The sequence below is a fragment of the Treponema sp. UBA7567 genome, assembly GCF_002476655.1.
Lineage (GTDB): Bacteria > Spirochaetota > Spirochaetia > Treponematales > Treponemataceae > Treponema_D.
Map to the genome: position 1 here is coordinate 7,366 of NZ_DLLH01000062.1, position 20,126 is coordinate 27,491.

Consider the following 20,126-nt stretch of genomic DNA (forward strand, 5'->3'; position numbering starts at 1 on the left):
AATCAATGATGAAATGATGATTGAAATTCCGATTTTTAAACTGTTCATAAAGTTCCTCCCATAAAAATGCCTGTTGAAAACTTTTGTTTGGCTTTTTATATTTTTGCGCTATTGAATATTATAGCCCGATTTTTTTGACTTTTCCATCAATTTTATTTTTCCATGACGGCTTTTGCCAGCTGGTCTGCGCAGCTTGTTCCTTTGTCGCGGCAAAGGTTTCCTAAAAGTTTTGTTGAAATTTCTTCGGCTGTCATTCCTTCGCAGAGTTTTGATATTGCCTTTAAGTTTCCGTCGCAACCGCCTTCAAATTTTATATTGTGAATTCTGTTTTGTTCGTCGCGTTCAAATGTTATTGATTTTGAACAAGTTCCTTTTGTTTTAAATGTTACTTTCTGCATTGTGCACCTCGTTTTTTTTGTTTAATTTTCTTCTTCGCCGATAAACGCCTTTATTTTGCTGACTGTTTTTTCGTCAGAAATGTGCGAAGCTGCTTCCATTATTTTTGCACGTGTCATTATTGATTTTGCAGTTTTTTCGTCAATTCCGCGCGACTGAAAATAAAACAGCTCTTCGGTGCCTAGGTTACCAAGGTTTCCGCCGTGGGCGCCTTCTACATTTTCTTCTCCACACAAAATCATTGGAATTGAACGGTTTACGGCAGTTGGCGAGGTTAGAAGGGTTTCTTCGTATTCGTTGCCTTTTGAACCTTCGCAGCCTCTCTTAAAATCGATTGTTCCGCGGTAAAGTTTTTTTGCATTGTCCAAAAGAGTGCCTTTTATGCTCATTTTTGACTCTGTGTCTTTTCCTGTGTGCGAAACGCAGTAATTTATGTCGAAATTTTGTTCATTTTTTGCGGTGTAGGCGGTTTCGCTTGTAAAGCTTGAAGCGTAACCAGAAAGTGCGCAGGTTACGTTTGCAAAAGCCTGTTTTGATCCGAGTTCAATTTGCGTTACTTTTACGCTTGCGTTGTCTTCTGCAAAAAACTGAGTGTCGTCAAGGTGAGTGTATTTTTGGCCTAAAAGCTGAACTTTCACAAGGTGAATTTTTGAATATGGTTTTGCCCAAAGTTTTGTCTGTATTGCGCAAAAACCGCCGTCAAAAGGAAGAGACGTGTAGTTCATTATTACGGTGATTTCGGAATTTTCTTCGGCAATTACAATTTGCCGTCCAGAATATGTCTGTCCGTCTTTGAGCTCAAAATCCAAAATTATCGGTTCTGTGCATTTTTTTTGCGCTGTAAGCGCAAATTTTACGGAATTTAGTGAATTGATGATGTCTGTAGTGTCTGTACTTGAACTTTGCGCCATAAAAGGAAGTTTTTCTTCGAGTTCGGCAATTTCTGCGCAGCCGTTTCCGTCGTCTTTGTAGAGAATCAAGCCGTCTGTTGCTCCGCGGATTTTTGCGCATGGAACGACAGAAGTGTCGATTTCTGTATCGAGAACGCCTCGGTTCATTTTGAGCCAGTTCCATGTAAGGTACGGCGTTTTATTTACATTATGATAAGAAATTTTTTTTGTCATAATTACATTCCTTGTAAATTTAAGGCTGCATTCGGGGGCTTGGGGCGCTCCCCAGGAGAGGGGGCAGCGTAAAACCGCAGGTTTGCAGCGAGGGGCAGGCGCCCCTTTGTATTTTTACATATTGCCCTTCATTTCCAGACGAATCAGGTTGTTCATTTCGACTGCGTATTCAAGCGGCAGTTCTTTTGAAACAGGATTTGCAAAACCGGAAACAATCATTGTGCGTGCTTCTTCTTCGCTGATTCCGCGGCTCATAAGATAGAAAATTGCGTCTCCAGAAATGCGGCCAATCTTTGCTTCGTGTCCGACTGCGCACTCGTCCGTGTGGATTTCCATTGCAGGAATTGTGTCGGAGCGGCTTTTGTTGTCGAGCATAAGTCCGTCGCAACTTACGCTTGCTTTTGAGCCTTTTGCTTCCGGTCCAATGTAGATTGCGCTTCGGTAAATCGAAGAACCTCCAGCCTTTGAAAGCGATTTTGAGGTTATGAGCGAAGTTGTGTCTGGCGCAAGGTGAACCATTTTTGCGCCTGTGTCCAGTTCCTGTCCTTCGCCTGCAAAGGTTACGCCTGTAAATTCCGCATGGGAGCCTCTTCCGACAAGGTCGCTTTCTGGATAAAGGTAGGAAATGTGGCTTCCAAATGAACCGGAGACCCAATCGATTGAACCGCCTTCTTCAACCCGCGCACGTTTTGTGTTGAGATTGTACATATTTTTTGACCAGTTCTCGACTGTCGAATAGCGCAAATGTGCATTTTTTTTGACGTACAGCTCAACACAGCCTGCGTGAAGGTTTGCAACGTTGTATTTTGGTGCGGAACAGCCTTCGATAAAGTGAACGTCTGCGCCTTCGTCTACGATTATGAGAGTGTGCTCAAACTGTCCGGCGCCTTTTGCATTCAGACGGAAGTAACTTTGCAGTGGAATTTCGACTTTTACGCCTTTTGGAACATAGACAAAGCTTCCTCCAGACCAGACGGCTCCATGAAGAGCTGCAAATTTGTGGTCGGAAGGTTTTACAAGCTGCATAAAATGCTCTTTGACCATATTTGCATAAGGCCCGGAAAGTGAACTTTCAAAGTCTGTATAGATAACTCCCTGCTTTGCTACTTCGTCCTGAAGGTTGTGGTAAACCAGTTCAGAGTCGTACTGTGCGCCAACGCCTGCGAGAGATGTGCGTTCTGCTTCTGGAATTCCAAGTTTTTCAAAAGTTTGCTTTATGTCTTCAGGAACGTCTTCCCACTTTGTCTGCATTTGCGTGTTTGGACGAACATAGGTTACGATTTCATCTATGTTGAGTCCTGAAATATCTGGTCCCCATTCCGGAACTTTAAGTTCGTTGTAAATTTCGAGAGCTTTTAAGCGGAATTCCCTCATCCATTCAGGGTCGTGCTTGTCTTCTGAAAGTTTTTCGACGATTTCTTTTGTCAGTCCTTGCTTATTGCGGTAAAATCCTTTTTCTTCATATTTAAAATCGTATGGAGAATCGGAAACTTCTGGTATTTCGTTGTTTTTTTCTGCCATTTGTCTGTCCTTTAAGCGTTATGCCAGATTTCCTCTTTCAAACTGCTCAAAACCGTTGGCATTGATTTCTTCAACGAGTTCTGCCCCGCTGTCTTTTACGATTTTGCCTTTTACAAGAACATGCGTTCTGTCGATTTTAAGGCTTTCCAAAATTTTTGTCGAATGTGTAATTACGAGGAGAGAGCCATTTGCGGACTTTTGATATTCTTCGATTCCTTTTGAAACAGTGCGAACTGCATCAACGTCAAGTCCAGAATCCGTTTCGTCAAGAATTGCAAGCTTTGGCTTGAGCATTAAAAGCTGCAAAATTTCGCTCTTTTTGCGCTCTCCGCCGGAAAAACCGACATTCAAATCTCGTTTTGCATAACTTTCGTCCATGTTGAGAAGAGCCATTTTTTCTTTTAGCTCTTTTTGAAACTGAAAAAGCCGTACTCTCTGTCCTGTTGCTGCTTGAAGAGCGCTTCGTATAAAGCTTTCAAGAGAAATTCCTGGAACTTCGAGAGGCGACTGAAAACTCAAAAAAAGACCTTTTGCGGCGCGTTTGTCTGACGGAAGGCTTGTAATGTCTTCTCCATCAAAGAAAATTTTTCCGCTAGAAACAGTGTAGCGGGGATTTCCCATAATTGTGTATCCGAGGGTTGATTTTCCAGCTCCATTTGGTCCCATAAGAACATGAGTTTCGCCGGCATTTATATTTAAAGAAACGCCGTTTAAAACCTGTTTATTTTCTATATTTACTGATAAATCCTTAATCTGTAATAAATTGTCCATAATTTGCAAATTATATAGAAAATATGTGTTTTAGAGAATACTATTGCGAACTTAATATGCGCACGGCAGTGATTTGGCATAACAAAAGTTATGCCGCGACTTTTGCTTGCGCAAAACTCGTTTATTTTAGTGTGCGCAATATGCGCACGGCAGTGATTGGAACTGCGCCGCAGGCGAACCGGCTTTGCCGGTTTGGAGCGAAAGCGGAACAGTGGAAAGCACGGTTTTTAGGCTTGTCCTAAAAAGCCGCCCGAAAAAAAAGAAAAAAAACGGATTTTTAATTTTTTTTGAATTTTAATGTGCTAGAATTGGATTTATGAATTTAAAAAGAAAATCTGGAATATTGCTTCATCCTACGTCTTTGCCGGCTTCTGCTGGAATCGGGACTATTGGCCGTCCGGCTTTTGATTTTGTCGACTGGCTTTCGGCTTCTGGCACTAAATTGTGGCAAGTTTTGCCTTTGGGACCGACTGGTTACGGAGACTCGCCTTACCAGCCATTTTCGGCTTTTGCGTTAAATCCGCTTTTGATTGATTTTGAGGATTTGCTTGAGCGTGGATGGGCTCAAAAAGATGAAATTGTTCCGCCAGATTACATAAAAACTGACGGAAATGTTGACTTTGGAAGCGTTGTCTGGTGGAAAACTGGCGTTTTAAAGAAAATTGCGCTAAAACTTTTGGACGGCGGCTTAAAAGGACTGAAGACTGAATTTGGAATTTTTTGCAAAGAAAACGATTTTTGGCTTGATGATTTTGCTTGTTTTATGAGCATAAAATCGCATTACGATGACGAAGGAATGTGGAATAAAGCCTGGCCTGAAGAATTGCGGCTTTGCCGGAAAAATGCGGTCAGCTTATGGAAGAAAAGTCACGAAGATGAAATTTTAACGACAAAATTGATTCAATTTTTTGCATTTACGCAATGGAATGCTCTTCATGAATATGCAAAGTCAAAAAATGTTGAAATTATCGGGGATATTCCGATTTTTGTAAGTGCTGACAGCGCAGATGTTTGGGCAAACCAAAAATATTTTCAATTAAAGGAGAACGGGGAATCGAGCGTTGTTGCTGGAGTTCCGCCGGATTATTTTAGTCCGACAGGTCAGCTTTGGGGAAATCCTCTTTATGACTGGAAAAAAATTTCGGAAGACGGTTTTGAATGGTGGATTTTGCGCATAAAAAATATTTTAAAGCTTGTTGACTATGTGCGGATTGACCATTTTCGCGGTTTCGATTCTTATTGGGCTGTAAAATTTGGTTCTAAGACTGCCGAAAAGGGCAAATGGCTCAAAGGACCCGGAATCGCTCTTTTTAAGGCGATAAAAAATGAGCTCGGAGAATTGCCTTTAATCGCCGAAGATCTGGGTGAAATTACGGACAGTGTGCGCCGGTTGCGCGATAAATGCGGACTTCCCGGAATGAAAATAATTCAGTTTGGTTTTGATTGTGCGGAAGAAAAAAAAGGCTCTCTTGTAAATGCTTTTTTGCCTCATAATTTTTTTAATGCAAATTGCGTTGCTTATACTGGAACCCACGACAACGACACAACCCAGGGAATGCTGAATTCGCTTTATGAAGAGAATTTGTGCCTTGTTGCGTCGTATTTGGAAGGACGGAAGGTAGGTTTTTCTGAGGCATGTGCAATGCGTTCTGACGGAAGTTTGTGCCGAAAACTTGTTAGTCTTTGTTTTTCGAGCACAGCTTCTTTTGCTCTTGTTCCAATGCAGGATTTGTACGGCTTTGGTTCTGATTGCAGAATGAATACGCCGGGAAAAGCCTGTGCAAATTGGTCATGGAGAATGAGATATGATATGCTTTACGGAGAAATTGCCAGCAAAAAGTGCGAGTGGCTAAAAGAATTGAACTGCTTATATAACAGATAGAATTCATAAGTGTAGTATGTAGATACACGAAGTTGAAAAAAATACGGACAGCGTCTGCTGTCCGTATTTTTTTGTTAGGTGTTTAAGTGAAAATTAAAAGTTTACTAGCCGAAGAATAGGTTTTCCAAAGAGAACGAGAATAAAGTCAATTAGCCAGACGATATTCCAGCCGAAAAATATGCGTAGAATTGCCGCTACAATCTTTTTTTCGGAAAGCCGTGTAAAAATTCCCATTAGCGGGCCAAGAAAGAGGGCAAGAAGCACACTTACAAGCCATGGAAGTCCGAAGTAATCCTTTGTTTTTCGAGATTTTTTTGCCATATTTTATAATCCTCCAATTATTTGTATAATCATTATCAATGTAAAAAATCTTTTCGTCAAACTTTTTGTTGAGCGGATAAAAAAACAGGTGGACAATATGAAAGAAAAATTAAAAATTTTGTGGGAACTTTTTAGCGTAATGTTCAAGGTCGGTTTATGCACTTTTGGAGGCGGAATTGCAATGCTTCCAATTCTTGAGCTTGAGCTTGTTGAAAAACGCGGCTGGACTACTTCCGAGGAGCTTCTTGACTGGTTTGCAATTGGCCAGTCGACTCCAGGAATTATTGCTGTAAATGTTGCTACTTTTACAGGCTACAAGAAACTTGGCGTAATTGGCGGATGTGTTTCGACTTTTGGAATGGTTTTCCCTTCGCTTATAATAATTACGATTATTGCGCTTTTTATAAATAATTTTGCAGAACTTGTTTGGGTTCAAAAAGCGCTGCGTGGAATTAACGTTGCTGTTGCTGCAATTTTGACCAGCGCAGTTTACAAATTTTCAAAAAAGTCTGTAAAAAACATTTTTGGTTTTATTCTTCTTGTGATTTCGTTCCTTTTGATTTTTGTTTTTAACGTTGGAACAATTTGGATTATTCTTGGAAGCTGCATTCTTGGAATTTTGATTGCAGTTTTTCGCGGTGATTTTAAGAAAGTTTCAGAAAAAGAAAATTCCGCTTCCGACGGAAACAAACATGTAAAAAAATAAATTTAGAGAATTAGCTGGAGAAAAATATGACAGAATTTATTATGACACAGATTCAAAATCAAACATCAGTAGGACTTTTTTGTCTTGTTGCAGTGTTTTTTTATATAGGACTTATAACAATTGGCGGAGGTCAGGTTGGAATTACAATTATTCAGCAAATTGCGGTTGATAATTTAAAGCTTCTTTCGGCTGAAAAATTTTTCAATATGGTCGCAATTTCTGAATCTACTCCTGGTCCGATTGGAATTAATCTTGCGACTTATGTTGGCACGGAACTTNNAATTATTACGACATTTGGACAGGTATTGCCTTCTTTAATCGTAATAATGCTTATTGCCCGCTATTTTGGCAAATTCTCCGAAAAAAAAGGTGTTCAGGCTGCTTTTTCCACATTGCGTCCTGCTGTTTCTGGCGTAATTGCGGTTGCGGCGGCAAAAATTCTTATTCTTGCCCTTATCACTGCTACTTCGGGTTTTGTAGCGTCGGATATTTCAACTTGGCAGAGCGGAATTATAATCAGTGCGGTTAATGCGGCTTTTTATGTTCTTTGCCTTGTCGTTTTGTTTACGACAAAACTTCATCCTGTTTTTATAGTTTTAGCAGGCGCAATTTTTGGAGTTGTATTCTGTTAAAAACGAAAGTAAAATTAAAAAAGTTATAATCGCTGTTTTAATGGGAGAAAAAATGAGCACACATATTAACGCTCCTGCTGGAGCAATTGCAGAAAATATTCTTTTGCCTGGAGATCCTCTTCGTGCCAAATTTATCGCAGAGAATTTTTTGGAAAATCCAAAATTGTATAACGAAGTGCGCGGAATGTACGGTTATACGGGAACTTACAAGGGAGTTCCTGTAAGCGTTCAGGGAACTGGAATGGGACAGCCTTCGCTTTCAATTTATGCTACTGAACTTTTTAAGGATTATGGCGTTCAAAAAGCGATTCGCGTTGGAACCTGCGGAGCAATTTCTGAAGAGCTTGAGCTGCGAGATACAGTTCTTGTAAATTCAGCGTGTTCAGATTCCTGTCTTTTAAACCAAAGATTTGGCGCTCTCCATTTTGCTCCAACTGCCGATTTTTATATGGTAAAAACTGCCGATTCTGTTGCTCAAAAAATGGGAATCCGCTATACGATTGGTTCTGTTGCTTCTTCAGATTTTTTTTATGACATCAATTCAAACTGGAAGAAGTGGAAAGAATACGGTGTTAAAGGAATCGAAATGGAAAGCGCAGAACTTTTTACTCTTGCCGCGCAATATAACCGTCGTGCAATGGCAATTATGACCGTTAGCGACCATATTCTCAAAGGCGGAGAAACTACTGCCGAAGAAAGACAGACGGCTTTTACAAATATGATGAGAATTGCCCTTGAAACGATAATTTCGGTCTGAAAAAAACTGAAAATAGAAAGTGCCATGGAGTTTTTGACGTAGTGTTCTTGAAAAAGTTCTATGGCGCTTTTTTTATTTTGCTTTAATTCTTATTATTTTTGCCTTGCCTTCGAGAGTGACTTTTTCTCCCGGAGAAACTGCAAAAATCTGTTCTGCTTGCAAGGTTTCAAAAAGAACTTTTTGTCCGTCGGAATCTGTTCCTGTTGCTTTTAGTTTTTCTGCGTTTACAACGAATAAAAGTTCATAGCCTTCGTTTTTGGAAGCAAGAAATGAATATCCGCCAGAAAAATTTTTTTGGATAAGCGAAAAATACGGACACTCAAAATTTTGTGCAAGAGGCGCAATTGGCGACAAACTGAATGGTTTTCCGTCTGAAAAGCAGTTTTTTGTGTCTGCTTCGAGTTTTATTGATTTTACGCCTTTTTCGATATGCAGTTCGCGCGGACGTCCCCAGTCGTAGAGCCTGTATGTAATGTTGCAACTCTGCTGGACTTCCATAAGACGAATTCCTCCGCCTATTGCGTGCACAGTTCCTGCTGGAATAAAGATGAAGTCGCCTTTTTTTACTTCAACGCTGTTCATAAGTCCAGAAACCGTTCCGTTTTTTATTGCGGCAGAAATCTGTTCTTTTGTGCAGCCGTCTTTTAAGCCGGCAATTAGTTTTGCGCCTTTTTTGCAGTCAAGAATGTACCAGCATTCAGTTTTTCCGCGGGAGCCTTCACCTTCAAGTTCAACGGCTGTTTTATCGTCCGGATGAACCTGGACAGAAAGAGTGTCATTTGCCTGAATGATCTTTACAAGAAGAGGATAATCTTTTACGAGTTCAATAAAATCTTTTTGGGAACCGTCTTTGTGGGTTGATGCAATCCAGTCTTCGTATCCCCATACTTTTTCTGAGCGAATTGGTGTTAAAAGTTTCAATTATTTGTCCCAAAGTTTTTCAGGATAGTAGCCAGATGCAATTTTTTCGGCGATTGCGTCTTTTACAACCTGTTTGTCTTCTGCGTAAGTCATGCCAAACCAGCTTTCTTCGGAAGTGAATACTTTTATCTTGCCTTTATTGTCTTTGATAATTTGGCTTGCGGCAACTGGAAGAAGCGCTTCTGCTTTTTGTTCTTCGAGGTTTGTTTTTTTGAATCCGTCCCAGTATTTTTCAAATTCATCGAAAGCGGCAGGTGTAAAGCCGAAGAGATTCATGCTGACAGTTTCGTTTCCGGTCAGTTTGTAGATTGTGCCGTTCAAATCTGATTCAATTTCGTTTCCGCTGAAATTTTCGCCAGTATAGTAAATTTTTGTGTTTTCGGTGATTGATTCAAGGTAGCCGTCTTTTGTCCGGCAGACTCCACGGCTTACAGAACCGTTTCTGCTCATTGTTTTTCCGAGAATGTAGCCGACCATTGCGTGTTCTGTGCAGCTATTGTCGATAGAAGAAAGGTATTTTCCGAGTGTTTCAAATGCTGAGCGTCCGTAGTAGTCATCTGCATTGATTACTGCATAAGGAGTGTTGAGCGCTTTTTTTGCGCAGAGGACAGCGTGAAGAGTTCCCCATGGCTTTTTGCGGCCGGCTGTCTGAGAAAGTGCGTNNATTCGTCGGCAGTCAAAAGCGCTTCTGGCGACTGAAAAACATATTCGGCATCGATATTTTTTGCAATTCTGTCAAAAAGACGTTCACGGAAATCCTTTTCAATGTCCTTTCTGATTATGTAAACGATTTTTTCAAAACCGCATTTTTTAGCGTCATATGCAGCGTAGTCAAGAAGACACTCTCCGTTTTTTCCAACTGTATCAATCTGTTTGATTCCGCCGTAACGGCTTCCCATTCCTGCCGCAAGTACGAGTAAAGTAGGTTTCATAATAATCTCCCGTAATGAATGTTATTTTAGAACATCTTTTTGTGCGTTCGAAATTCATTTTAGCACTAAAATTTCACTTTTTCAACAAAACGGTTTTTTCGTGTTTGTTCGAGTTTTTTGTGTAAAGTGATTCTTGAAAAATTGAATAATATAATCGATTTTAATAGAAAAATGCAGAATCTTTTCTGATTGTAACAAGAGTTTTTATTCATTATAATTGAAACTTCTAAAAAGTTGTGAGGTTTGTATGCTTACTTTGAAATTTGGTGGTACTTCGATGGGATCCGCCCGCAGAATGCTTGATTCTGTGGAAATTATGCTTGGCAGGGCAAAAACTGACAGGATCAGCGTAATTGTTTCTGCCGTTGCCGGAGTTTCTAATGCTCTTCAGGCCGCTATTGACGGCTGTGTTTCTGGTTCGCTTCCTGCAAATTTCATAGACGGCATAAAAAGGACTCATGGAGATATTTGCGCCCAGCTTCATGCTTCTGTAGCAGGTTTTGACTCTGATTCTACAATGGCAAAAATCGAACCTAACTTTATTGAACTTGAAAAATTGCTTTCTGGCGTTGCGGCTTTTGGCGAATGTCCGGAATCAATTTACTGCCGCATAATGGGGATGGGCGAACTGTGCTGTGTTCCGATTATAAATGCAATTCTTATTGCAAAAAAACAGAATGTTCTTGTTTTGGACAGCCGAAAATTCATCTTTACAACTGGAAACCAGATTGAAAGCGATCCTGATTATGCAAGAACTTCGGAAGCTCTTGGACCTTACCGCGATGGTGCTGAATGTTCTCAGGCGCAGATTCTTCTTTTTCCAGGATTTGTATGCGGTTGGTCTGCGCATGCCGATGATGAGCCGAAAATGGGACTTTTGGGGCGCAATGGCTCGGATTTTTCTGCCGCAATAATAGGCGCCTGCCTTGCTTCTAAAAAAGTTGAATTTTGGACAGATGTTGATGGAATCTATACTGCCGATCCTCGTGTCGTAAGCGATGCAATTCTTGTTGACGATATGACTTACGAAGAGGCGATGGAACTTTCGTTCTTTGGTTCAAAAGTCCTTCATCCAAAAACTCTCGCCCCTCTTGTTGCCCGCGGAATCGAAGCATGGAGCTTAAATTCTCACAATCCCAAGGCGCGTGGAACTAGAATTGGCCGCGGCCCTTTTGAATCTGAAAAAAAAGTTGGGCCTGTCTGCGGAATTTCTTGTCTGAAAAAAACAGCCCTCGTTTCAGTAAGCGGTGGAGGAATGAAAGGTAAAACTGGCATTGCAAGCCGAATTTTTGCCGCAGTAAGCCGTGCAGGAATCAGCATGCTTTTGATTACTCAATCTTCTTCAGAATATACAATTTCGTTCTGTGTACGCCAAAGCCAGAGCGTAGAAGTAAAAGATGCTCTTGAGTCTGAATTTGCATTTGAAATCCGTGACGGCCTTATAAATCCGATAAGTGTAATCGAAGACTGTGCAATTGTGTCGATTGTCGGCGATGGTATGAAGCAAAATCGTGGTGTTGCAGGAAAATTCTTCAATGCGCTTTCGAGCCGAAGCATAAATATTCTTGCGATTGCACAAGGTTCAAGCGAACGCTCAATTTCGACAGTAATTGCCGGTGAATATGGCGACATTGCCGTAAAGACAACACACAGATTCTTCTTTAATACAACTCAGCCGATTGAAGTTTTTGCTTTTGGCGCAGGAACAATTGGCGGAGCCTTGCTTGATCAGATTTATAAACAGCAGAAGATTTTGAAAGAACAGAATATCGACATAAAAGTTTGCTGTATTGCGACAATGCGAGGAATGCTTCTTGACGGAAATGGACTTGATTTGTCTGACTGGAGAAATGCAGTTTCTGTTTCTGGAAAAAAGACGAATCTTGATGAAGTTTTAAAATTTGTAAAGGAAAACAAGCCTCTAAATCCTATTTTTGTTGACTGTACGGCAAGCTACGATCTTCCAGAACGCTATCTTGATGTTTTGAATTCTGGCATGAATGTCGCAACTCCTAACAAACGTGCAAATTCAATGTCTATGCAGTATTATCGTGAATTGCGTGAAACTGCGAACAAAAATCATGTGCGCTTTTTGTACGAAACAAATGTTGGAGCAGGACTTCCGATTATTGATACTTTGCAGAACTTGTTTAAATCTGGAGACAGCCTTGCAGGTTTTAACGGAATTATGTCAGGTTCTCTTTCGTATATTTTTGGAAAACTCGACGAAGGAAAAAAATTTAGCGAAGCGGTAAAAGAAGCAAAAGAAATGCGCTTTACGGAACCTGATCCTCGCGACGACCTTAAAGGAACTGATGTTGCACGCAAGGCTCTGATTATTGCGCGCGAAGCCGGAATGGAAATTGAACTTTCTGACATAAAAATGAATTCGATTTTTCCTGAAAATTTCAGCATAGAAGGAACTGTAGACGAGTTTATGGCTCGTTTGCCGGAAGTTGATTCTTATTTTGATGAAAAAATGGCTTCTCTTAAAAAGCAGAATAGAGTTTTGCGAATGGGCGCATCGATAAAAAACGGCAAGGTTTCTGTCGGAATGCTGGAAGTAGGACCAGAAAATCCTTTATTTGCGGTAAAAGGCGGTGAAAATGCCTTTGTATTTGAAACAGCAAGATATACGCCAATTCCTTTGACAATCCGCGGTTACGGAGCAGGAGCAGACGTTACTGCGGCCGGAGTATTTGGCGACGTCTTAAGAACGGTAAGCTTTAATCCGGAAGTGTAGCTTTTGATAAAAAATCCGTGCGGCAGAATGTTGCACGGATTTTTTTTATAAAAAGCAGAGTTTGGTGAGCTGTCTATAGCAGTTTTGCGGGGCGTTGCGGGGTGCCCCCGCTTGAAGGGGTAGCGGCCGGCGCAGCGGGCGCGCAGGGGAAGGCTTTCCCCTCCTTTAATTTAATTCAACATAGGTTTTTCCGAATCCGCCGTCTTCTGGCGAAGCGTAATGAAAACTTTTGACGGCCGGGTATTGCGAAAGATATGTTTGGACTGACTGCTGCAAAATGCCGTTTCCTTTGCCGTGGATTATAGAGAAGGTTTTGAAATTGTGAATTTGGCAGAGGTCGAGCTGGCGTGCAAGGGCTTTGAGGGCTTCTTCTTCGCGCATTCCGAGGAGACGCAGCTCGAAAACTGGTTTTGCCTGTCCAGAAATGTCTTGGGCAAGTTCTATGCTGACAGTCGCGCGAATTTGGGCTGGGGCTATGAGCTCAAGATCCTTTTCTTTTAAATTTATTCTGATTGAGCCTAATTGTACTGACCAAACGCCTTTTTTTATGCTGGAAATCAATGTTCCGCGTGTTTTTGTTGCCCTGTGCAGAACTTCGCTGCCGGCTTCGAAGGCAAGTGGCGAAACTTGTACGGTCTGCGCCTTTGTTACGAAACTTGAGCCTGCTTGTGCGCTGAGTTTTTCTGCTTCTTCTGCTGTGTATGTGTTTTTTGCCAGTGCGAGTGCCTGCGCATTGCTGAGCTTTTTTTTGCTTGCCTTGTTTGATTTTGGGCGGTTTGAACTGTTTGTGCTTATGAGCATGCCGTTTTCCAGGCGGACAGGTTCTGACTTTAATTTTTTTTCGAATTCTTCTTTTTGTTTTTCGAGACGGATTTTTTCTTCTTCGAGGGCTTTGTCTGATTTTTCGACTTTGCCTGTAAGTTCGTTTAAAAACTGTTTTACGCTGAGTGTTTTTTCGCGGGTTATTTCGCCTTCGCGGAGGGTCCGCACGAGATTTTCGAGTTTTTTGCGGGTTTGCGAAACAAAAAGTCCTGATTCCTGCTGCTCACGTTCTCTAAGTTCGAGTTCTTTTTCTTTTTGACGAAGAAGCTTTTGTTCCAGCTTGAGTTCTTTTTCTTTAAGACGGCTTTCGAGGTCTGCTGCTTCTTTTTCGGCTTTTGCAAACTGGGCGTATTTTTCGGTAAGACCTTTTATGAGCGTGCTTACGTCTGCCTGTTCGCTTTGAATGTAGTGTTTTGCTTTTTCGACTGTTTCTGAGCTTAAGCCTGAACGTTTTGCAATGTCTAAGGCGTGGCTTTCTCCCGGAACTCCCATCAAAAGCCTGTATGTCGGGCTTAGCGTGTCCGTGTCAAAATCTACGCTTGCGTTTATGCAGAATTTGTTTGTGTAACCGTAATTTTTTAAAATTCCGTGGTGGGTTGTGACAAGGACGAATGCTTTTTTTTCGATAAGATGGTCAAGAACTGCCATTCCGATTGCTCCGCCTTCCTGTGGATCTGTTCCGCTGCCAAGTTCATCCAGAAGAACAAGGCTGTCTTTATCTGCCTTTTTTACCGCTGCCGCAATGTTTTTCATATGTGCGGAAAAAGTTGAAAGGCTTTGGTCAATTGACTGTTCATCGCCAATGTCTGCAAAAACCGAGTTGAATACAGGAAGCCTTGTGCCGTCTTTTGCCGGAAGTGGAAATCCAGTCTGGTTTAAAAGCGCAAAAAGCGCAAAGGTTTTGAGGCTGACTGTTTTGCCGCCGGTGTTTGGGCCTGTGATTATGAGAACATTTTTTTCGTTTAAAAATTTCATGTCTATTGGAACGGCTTTTTCGCCAAGAAGCGGATGCCTTGCTGCGACGAGGGCAGGAGGAAGAGCGGTTCCGTCTTTTTCTGTGCAAGAAAGCGCATATGTACAGTCGTTTTCAATTCCCCAGCGGGCCGCCGCGCAAGTTTGGTCGAGTTTGATTAGAATTTTGAGGGCGGAAGAAATGAATTCAACATAGGGCGCTATTTTTGCTGTGAGTTCTGTAAAGATTTTTCGTGTTTCGCTCTGAAGATGGAATTCTTCTTGAATAAGTTCATTATTTTTTCGTACGACTTCGTCAGGTTCGATAAAAATTGTCTGGCCTGACGCGCTTACTTCGTGGACAATTCCCGAAATTCGTGCGCGCTGATTCGCTTTTACCGCAAGAACCTGCCTGTCTGCCCTGAACGCCGGAACATTGCTCGAAAGTACGTTTGAAAGGCTTGAATCTGCCGTGTATTTTTTGAGCGCTCCTGCAATTTCTGATTTAAGCTGGGCGATTTTTGCGCGGATTTCGCGTAGAACCGGAAGGTCTTTTAGTTGTCCGTCCTTGTCCAGGACTCGCGAAATTTCGTTTTTTACTGCCAAGAGCTCATTTTCCGGAAGAGTCTGCGAGAGTGAATGAAGTTTTTTTACGGACAGTGTTTTTGAAGCGGTGTTTATTGTTTCTTCTGCGTTTAGGGCCGAAGTTGCAAACTGCAAAATTGCAAAAAGCTGTTCGCGGTCGAGAGTTGTTCCTTCAACACGTAAAATCTTAAAAAAAGAATGAACCGGATTCCAGCTTTTTATAGAAAAAGAAGATTTTGAATTGAGAATTATGTCCCATTCCCGGCTTAAATTTTTTAATTCTTCGATTTTTTCATTTTCTGTAAACGGAAGTTTTGTTTTAAAAAGTTCCTGTGATTCTTCGCCTGCGCAAAATCCTGCAATTGTGTCGCGGATTCTAAAATAGGCAAGGTCTTCGAGTGTTTTTTTGTGCCACATTGTTAGTCTGTCCAGCTGCCTGTTTTAATTTCTTCTGAGATTTTTTTCCAGTTTTCATAGCGCTCTCGGCTGATTTTGCCAGATTCAACGGCTTCGAGAATTTTGCAGCCTTTTTCGTTTATATGTGTGCAGCTTAAGCCAAAGTTGCATTTTCCGACAAGGGGAGAAAATTCCCTAAAGTAAAGTGCAAGGTCTTTTGATTCGATGCCGTGCAGTACAAAGCGTCTGACTCCTGGAGTGTCGATTATTGAGGCTACAGCGCCTTGGATGCCGCCAGTAAGCGATTCGTTTAATTTTATGTGAAGCAAAGTGCCTTTTGTTGTTGTGTGGCTTCCTTTGCCGTATTTTTTAGAAAGACTTCCTGTCTTGAGAACGACAGTGCTGTCCAGAACGTTTACAAGAGATGATTTTCCGACACCGGACTGGCCTACAAGCGCGCAGAGTTTGTTTTGGATAAAATGTGCAAACTCAACCATGCCTTCGCCAGTTTTTGCAGAAATTTTCATCACCTTGTATCCGAGTTTTTCCCAGATTGAAACGTATTTTAAGAATGATTCGTCTTGAGAACCTTCAAGGTCGCATTTATTGACGAGAATTATCGGTTCGATTCCCTGTCTTTCGGCCTGTGCAAGTTCGCGGTCAATAAAACGCGGACGGAAATCAGGCTCTTCTGGGGTTGTAACGAGAATTACATAGTCAAGATTTGCTGCCAGAAGCTGCGGAGAACGTCCTTTTACGTTCCAACGTACGAATTCGTTTTTGCGCGGAACCAAAGCCGTAATTTGACCTTTTTTGTCTTCAAGACTGTCAACTTCAATTTGGACAATGTCGCCAGGAGCAAGCGGATTGTAATATTTTTTGTCTGATTTTAACCTTTTGCTTTTGAGGGCGCATGAACGGGTTGTAAAACCTCCGTCATCTTCGGAAAAAGATTCAACTTCAAAGACATTGTTCGAGCCGCTTAAAACGGTACCTGTAAGTTGGTTCATATAAGTTGATTTTACGTAAGATTTTAAGGTTTTGCAATATTTTCTGGAACCTTTTCGCCAGTCGGCGCGCTCACCTCGCGGGTTCGCTTCTTTTTGTTGGAGGGGGGGGGAAGGGGGATGCCTAATAAGTTCTAAATGTCATTGTCGTTCTTGATACTGCGATGTTTGCATAGCAAGCTCGGTTAGCAATCTCTAAATGATTGCAATATATTCATTTAGATTTTCGTGGCAGACCCTAAAATGGCAGAAAATATACTTTTGGGACATTGCCCATAAAAAAAGACATCCCAAAAGATGTCTTTAAGCTTTTTTTAGCTCCAACGGGAGTCGAACCCGTCTCCCCGCCTTGAGAGGGCGATGAACTAAACCGATATTCGATGGAGCCTTTTGTTTTTTTATAAAAAAAGCCGACTATTAAAAGTCAGCCCTTTTTCGAGTTCCCCAAGGAGGATTCGAACCCCCACAGTCAGAACCAGAATCTGAAGTGCTACCATTACACAATCGGGGAATGTGATTTGTGATGTAAACTACTATATGAAAAAATAAATTTTATGTCAAGTGTTGGATATTAAAAATTTAGTTTTTTATGTGCGCTCTGTATTTTTTGTTTTGTTGAAAAGAAAATGCTTTTTTTCTAAAATATTCTTGATGTCGAGATCTTGCACAAAGCTTTTTATAAAGTTGGATAAAAATTATGTTTAATGCTGGCGGAATTTCTGCTTTTGTTTTTGATATGGATGGAGTGCTTTTGGACACTGAAAGTCTCTGTAAAAAATGCTGGAGACTGGCGGCTGAAAAATGGAATCTTAAGGGCGTTGATGAAGTTTATTACCAGTGTGTAGGGCAGTCAGATCAGGATACTCTTTTTACTCTTCAGAATTTTTTTGAAAAACAGAATGAAAATTTTAATGTTCGAGAATGGTATGATTATGCCAGAAATCTTTTTCGTAAAACAGAAGAAAGCGAAGGAATTGAACTTATGCCAGGTGCAAAAAACTGTCTTGAGCGGCTAAAAAATAAAGGTTTTATTCTTGCGCTTGCAAGTTCAACTAGAAGACAGGCAGTCGAAAGACAGCTTTCTCGTGCTGGATTGATAGATTATTTTGAAACACTTACCTGTGGCGACAGCGTAGAGCATTCAAAGCCAGATCCTGAAATCTATTTAAGGGCCTGTTCCTCTGTCGGTATAGATCCAAAAAACTGTGTTGCCGTCGAAGACAGTCCGAACGGTGTTCTTTCGGCGTATAATGCCGGTTTAAAAGTTATTTTAGTTCCAGACCAGATAAAACCGGACGAAAAAATAAAAAGTTTGTGCGCAAAAATTTTAAATTCCCTGGAAGAAATTTAAAACTGTGTAAAAAATTTGGGAAATCTTCTTATTGTTAGGATTTTTTGATTTTGGTATAATCTCTCTCTAGTTTTTTATGGTCTTTAAATTTTATTTTGAAGGCTGAACTTTTTTAGCGAAGGAATTTTTTGAAATTTTACAGGGTACGAAAATGGCTTTAGATTTTGCAAAAATGCGCAATATTGGAATTATGGCTCACATTGACGCCGGAAAAACAACAACAACTGAGAGAATTCTTTTTTACACGGGAAAAATTCATAAAATCGGCGAAATTGATGATGGTACCGCAACTATGGATTTCATGAAGCAGGAACAGGAGCGTGGAATTACGATTGCTTCTGCTGCAATTACGACTCAATGGAAAGGCTACACGATAAATATTATCGACACTCCGGGACACGTTGACTTTACTGCCGAAGTTGAGCGCTCGTTGCGTGTTTTGGACGGTGCTGTTGCTGTAATTTGCGCTGTTGACGGTGTTCAGCCACAGACCGAAACTGTATGGCGGCAAGCTGACCAGTTTAATGTTCCAAGACTTTGTTTTGTAAATAAAATGGACAGAATTGGAGCAGATTTTTTCTATTCTATAAATGATGTCCGCGAAAAATTTGGCGCAAATACTATTGCCCTTCAAATTCCTATTGGACAGGGCGAAAAATTTGAAGGCCTGATTGATTTAATCAAAATGAAGGAAATTCGCTGGAACGAAAGCGATGAAGGCGAAACTTTTATTGAATCGGAAATTTCTCCTGAAAGAAAGGACGAGGCTGAAAAGTGGCATGCAAAACTAGTTGACGATGTTGCTTCGGCTGACGATGCGCTTGGAATGATTTATCTTGAAGGCGGAGAAATCTCTGACGATATGCTCAAGGCCGCTTTGAGAAGATGTACGATTGCTAGAACTGCGGTTCCTTGTGTGCTTGGTTCTGCGCGCCGCGACAAGGGAATTCAGCCTTTAATTGATGCTGTTCTCGACTATTTGCCTTGTCCGACCGATGTTCCTCCTGCAAAAGGCCTTCATATAAAAAAAGACCGCGAAGAAGAAGTAGAAATTCCTTGCGACGAAAAGAAGATGCCGCTCGGTCTTGTTTTTAAAATCCAGCAGGACAAAGATATGGGCACTCTTTGCTTTGTCCGCGTTTATTCCGGAAAATTTACAGCAGGAAGCCAGTATCTTAACGTCGGAAAGAAAAAGCGTGAAAGGGTGAATAGAATCCTTCGTGTAAATGCAAATCGAATGGAGCAGATGGACAGCGTAAGCGCAGGCGATATTGCCGTTTTTGTCGGACTAAAACTTGCTTCGACAGGCGACACTCTCGGTTCCGAGGGAATGCCGGTTCTCCTCGAAAGCCTTAAATTTCCTGAACCTGTAATTTCTATTGCAATTGAACCGGAAACTCTTTCTGATAAAGATAAGCTTATTGATACGCTTGCAATTATGAGCCGCGAAGATCCGACTTTTACAAGTCACGAAGATGCAGAAACTGGGCAGCTTATCATAAGCGGAATGGGCGAATTGCATCTTGACGTTTTGGTTACAAGAATGAAGGAGGATTTTGGCGTTAAGGCGAATGTTGGCGCTCCTCGCGTAACATACCGCGAGTCTGTAACTTCTGAGGTTGAACAGAGTTCTGTTTGGGAGAAAAATCTTGCCGGAAAAGACAATTTTGCAGGCGTAACTTTAAAAATTCAAAAGAATGAGCAGGGACAAGGCAACACTTATTCTTGCGCGGTTCATGGCGGAGAAATTCCAGACGAAATTTACGACGCTATAAAAACAGGAATCGAAAACTCGTTTGCGTCTGGAATTCAGTACGGCTATCCTTGTGCCGATGTCGGCGTAACTGTCACAAAAATCGACTACAACGAACTTACCGGAACACCTTTCGCATTTACTGCCTGTGCAGCCCAGGCTTTTGACGAAGCTGCAAGAAAAGCAGGTCCTGTAATTCTTGAGCCTGTTATGAACGTTGACATTACAAGTCCTGTTGAATTTGTAGGCGAAGCGATCAGCCAGATTACTCAGCGCGGTGGAATTATCAGCGGCCAGGATTCTAAATCTACCGGCGAGATTATCCATTGCACTGCTCCAATGGCAAAAATGTTCGGATTTTCTACAAACCTTCGTTCTGTAACCCAGGGACGCGCAAGCTTTAGCATGGAATTTTCACATTTTCAGGTTAAGCAGGGCGGCTTAGATAACGCAGGACTCTAAAAATCAGAGACATTCAGAAATAAAAGAAAGCCGTCAGAAACTTACTTTTTGGCGGCTTTCTTTTTTCAGGATAAAAAATAAAAATTGCAAAAA

The 20,126-nt window shown here is 41.3% G+C and carries 16 protein-coding genes, 2 tRNA genes and 1 pseudogene (1 of these 19 running past the window's edge); 7 read left to right on the forward strand and 12 right to left on the reverse strand.

What is annotated here, in order from left to right; genetic code table 11:
- The 5 genes from B3Y13_RS07770 to sufC all read right to left on the reverse strand — a co-directional run.
- Positions 1-48: the beginning of an SIMPL domain-containing protein gene (locus B3Y13_RS07770; RefSeq protein ID WP_296693767.1), read on the reverse strand. It extends 645 nt beyond the left edge of the window; 48 of the gene's 693 nt are visible here — the first part of the coding sequence; its start codon is at positions 46-48; the stop codon falls past the left edge of the window.
- 104 nt (positions 49-152) lie between these two features.
- Complete coding sequence (locus B3Y13_RS07775) at positions 153-398, reverse strand: TIGR03905 family TSCPD domain-containing protein (protein WP_296667723.1); 246 nt, start codon at positions 396-398, stop codon at positions 153-155.
- 21 nt (positions 399-419) lie between these two features.
- Positions 420-1,520 carry a SufB/SufD family protein gene (locus B3Y13_RS07780; RefSeq protein ID WP_296667721.1) on the reverse strand — a complete coding sequence of 367 codons (1,101 nt, stop codon included), beginning with the start codon at positions 1,518-1,520 and terminating at the stop codon, positions 420-422.
- A 114-nt stretch (positions 1,521-1,634) separates the two neighbouring features.
- Complete coding sequence (gene sufB / locus B3Y13_RS07785; protein WP_296667719.1) at positions 1,635-3,041, reverse strand: Fe-S cluster assembly protein SufB; 1,407 nt, start codon at positions 3,039-3,041, stop codon at positions 1,635-1,637.
- Between the two features lie 18 nt (positions 3,042-3,059).
- The gene (gene sufC / locus B3Y13_RS07790; RefSeq protein WP_296667717.1) at positions 3,060-3,812 is read right to left on the reverse strand and encodes a Fe-S cluster assembly ATPase SufC; all 753 of its coding nucleotides are present in this window, start codon (positions 3,810-3,812) and stop codon (positions 3,060-3,062) included.
- Between the two features lie 316 nt (positions 3,813-4,128).
- Between sufC and malQ the strand changes: the two genes are divergently transcribed.
- Positions 4,129-5,694 carry a 4-alpha-glucanotransferase gene (gene malQ, locus B3Y13_RS07795; protein WP_296667715.1) on the forward strand — a complete coding sequence of 522 codons (1,566 nt, stop codon included), beginning with the start codon at positions 4,129-4,131 and terminating at the stop codon, positions 5,692-5,694.
- A 93-nt stretch (positions 5,695-5,787) separates the two neighbouring features.
- Here malQ and B3Y13_RS07800 read toward each other — a convergent pair whose 3' ends face one another.
- Positions 5,788-6,015, reverse strand: a complete 228-nt coding sequence (locus B3Y13_RS07800; protein WP_296667713.1) for a hypothetical protein — start codon at positions 6,013-6,015, stop codon at positions 5,788-5,790.
- A 97-nt stretch (positions 6,016-6,112) separates the two neighbouring features.
- Between B3Y13_RS07800 and B3Y13_RS07805 the strand changes: the two genes are divergently transcribed.
- The 3 genes from B3Y13_RS07805 (at position 6,113) to deoD (ending at position 8,110) form a co-directional block, all read left to right on the forward strand.
- Positions 6,113-6,721, forward strand: coding sequence for a chromate transporter (locus tag B3Y13_RS07805; protein WP_296693769.1), 609 nt, complete (start codon positions 6,113-6,115; stop codon positions 6,719-6,721).
- Between the two features lie 41 nt (positions 6,722-6,762).
- Positions 6,763-7,353: a chromate transporter gene (locus tag B3Y13_RS07810; protein WP_422664331.1), complete on the forward strand. Its 591-nt coding sequence runs from the start codon at positions 6,763-6,765 to the stop codon at positions 7,351-7,353.
- Between the two features lie 52 nt (positions 7,354-7,405).
- Positions 7,406-8,110 carry a purine-nucleoside phosphorylase gene (gene deoD, locus B3Y13_RS07815; protein ID WP_296019748.1) on the forward strand — a complete coding sequence of 235 codons (705 nt, stop codon included), beginning with the start codon at positions 7,406-7,408 and terminating at the stop codon, positions 8,108-8,110.
- A gap of 72 nt (positions 8,111-8,182) precedes the next feature.
- Here deoD and B3Y13_RS07820 read toward each other — a convergent pair whose 3' ends face one another.
- Together B3Y13_RS07820 and B3Y13_RS07825 are read right to left on the reverse strand one after the other, a co-directional pair.
- A complete protein-coding gene (locus B3Y13_RS07820; RefSeq protein ID WP_296693772.1) occupies positions 8,183-9,031 on the reverse strand; it encodes a type I phosphomannose isomerase catalytic subunit in 849 nt (282 codons plus the stop codon).
- A pseudogene (locus B3Y13_RS07825) lies at positions 9,032-9,963 on the reverse strand (hypothetical protein).
- A 247-nt stretch (positions 9,964-10,210) separates the two neighbouring features.
- Here B3Y13_RS07825 and thrA point away from each other — a divergent pair.
- Positions 10,211-12,706, forward strand: a complete 2,496-nt coding sequence (gene thrA, locus B3Y13_RS07830; protein WP_296667345.1) for a bifunctional aspartate kinase/homoserine dehydrogenase I — start codon at positions 10,211-10,213, stop codon at positions 12,704-12,706.
- Positions 12,707-12,871: 165 nt separating this feature from the next.
- Here the strand turns inward: thrA and B3Y13_RS07835 are convergent, their stop codons facing one another.
- The 4 genes from B3Y13_RS07835 to B3Y13_RS07850 form a co-directional block, all read right to left on the reverse strand.
- A complete protein-coding gene (locus tag B3Y13_RS07835) occupies positions 12,872-15,481 on the reverse strand; it encodes an endonuclease MutS2 (protein ID WP_296693774.1) in 2,610 nt (869 codons plus the stop codon).
- A 2-nt stretch (positions 15,482-15,483) separates the two neighbouring features.
- Positions 15,484-16,470 (reverse strand): ribosome small subunit-dependent GTPase A, encoded by a 987-nt coding sequence (gene rsgA, locus B3Y13_RS07840; protein ID WP_296667340.1) that lies wholly within the window; start codon positions 16,468-16,470, stop codon positions 15,484-15,486.
- Positions 16,471-16,782: 312 nt separating this feature from the next.
- A tRNA-Glu gene (locus B3Y13_RS07845) sits at positions 16,783-16,855 on the reverse strand.
- A 52-nt stretch (positions 16,856-16,907) separates the two neighbouring features.
- Positions 16,908-16,978, reverse strand: a tRNA-Gln gene (locus B3Y13_RS07850).
- A gap of 186 nt (positions 16,979-17,164) precedes the next feature.
- Here B3Y13_RS07850 and B3Y13_RS07855 point away from each other — a divergent pair.
- Together B3Y13_RS07855 and fusA are read left to right on the forward strand one after the other, a co-directional pair.
- Positions 17,165-17,818, forward strand: coding sequence for an HAD family hydrolase (locus tag B3Y13_RS07855; protein ID WP_296667338.1), 654 nt, complete (start codon positions 17,165-17,167; stop codon positions 17,816-17,818).
- Positions 17,819-17,969: 151 nt separating this feature from the next.
- Positions 17,970-20,033, forward strand: a complete 2,064-nt coding sequence (gene fusA / locus B3Y13_RS07860) for an elongation factor G (protein WP_296693776.1) — start codon at positions 17,970-17,972, stop codon at positions 20,031-20,033.
- Positions 20,034-20,126: the final 93 nt, after the last annotated feature.